Genomic DNA, 1,099 nt, shown 5'->3' with positions numbered 1-1,099 from the left:
TATTTCTTCCCTTTTTTCAGCACATTCAAAATTCTGCTTGATAATTTACGGGCGATACGTATAATCGCTTCTTGTGGTTTCATGCGTTTGCAATATTCACCATAGGCGGCTGCCATGACACTGTCATGCCGTATGATTATCCAAGAACTTTCCACCAACATGGGACCGATCTTTTTATTTCCCCTGAATGTTTTCTCGCCGTTACAGGATTTCTCTCCACTGCTATGCATGGTGGGGATAAGTCCTAGATAAGAAGCGAACTCACGCTGGTTGTTAAAGCGGGATATGTCATCTATTTCCGTGAGCAGACACATGGCGGTATTCACTCCTATGCCGGGAATAGAAATAAGAAGGGAATAACGGCCGGCGTACAACGGACTACCGGCTAAATCACGAAGCAGGCGGTTTGCCTTAAGCAGGCTTTTCCTGAATAAGTCAACCTGTTCCAATAACAAATCAAGTCCGATACGGCTGGAGGACAATAAAACCACATCTTCACGTAGCCAAGACATAAAACGTTTAGACCAATGCGTATTAGGACTGGCAAAACAATCGGGCAACTGAACACCATTATTATAAAGCAAATGCTTTACACGCGATTTATAACCACCGAGTTGTTGTTTGAGGGTTTTACGTATGCGTACAACACTACGATTGTCCAGATTTTCTTTCCTGCGAATGTAGATACCTTTAAGTGTGCCGGCCTTTAAAGCTTTGGCAAGCTTCTCCGAATCCACAGGATCAGACTTCATCACATTCTCGTATTGAGTAGTAGGAACATCAGCCGCATGGATGACCATGCAAGAAATGCCATACTCCTGGAGAGCGTAATAAGTCGAGAAGCCACTAAATCCAGACTCGTAAACGGCTTGATAATTTCCGTTAGGATAATGTTTCTTCAAATGTTCAAAGAGCTCTTTGGCAGAAGACTTTTGAGAATGTTTCTTTTTATAACCCGATTGGGTGAGAATAGTCACGCTCCAAGTCTTCAAATGCACATCAATTCCGATATAGATATTTTGTCCATCGAAATTTATTCCTTTACTTTGTACCATAGGTGTAATAGTTTTAATTACTGATTATTTGTTGATTGTCAATT

1 protein-coding gene is annotated in these 1,099 nt (G+C 41.5%); it reads right to left on the bottom strand.

Translation table 11 applies throughout. The features are described 5' to 3' along the window. Window positions 1–1,055 (bottom strand): IS110 family RNA-guided transposase (locus QX565_RS00050; RefSeq protein ID WP_289290487.1); only part of this gene is annotated, 1,055 nt, incomplete at its 3' end. Between the last annotated feature and the right edge of the window lie 44 nt (window positions 1,056–1,099).

It is taken from the genome of Bacteroides sp. 41_26 (assembly GCF_949740115.1).
In the GTDB taxonomy this organism is placed as follows: domain Bacteria; phylum Bacteroidota; class Bacteroidia; order Bacteroidales; family Bacteroidaceae; genus Bacteroides; species Bacteroides nordii.
This window is presented reverse-complemented; position numbering and strand designations above follow the sequence as displayed.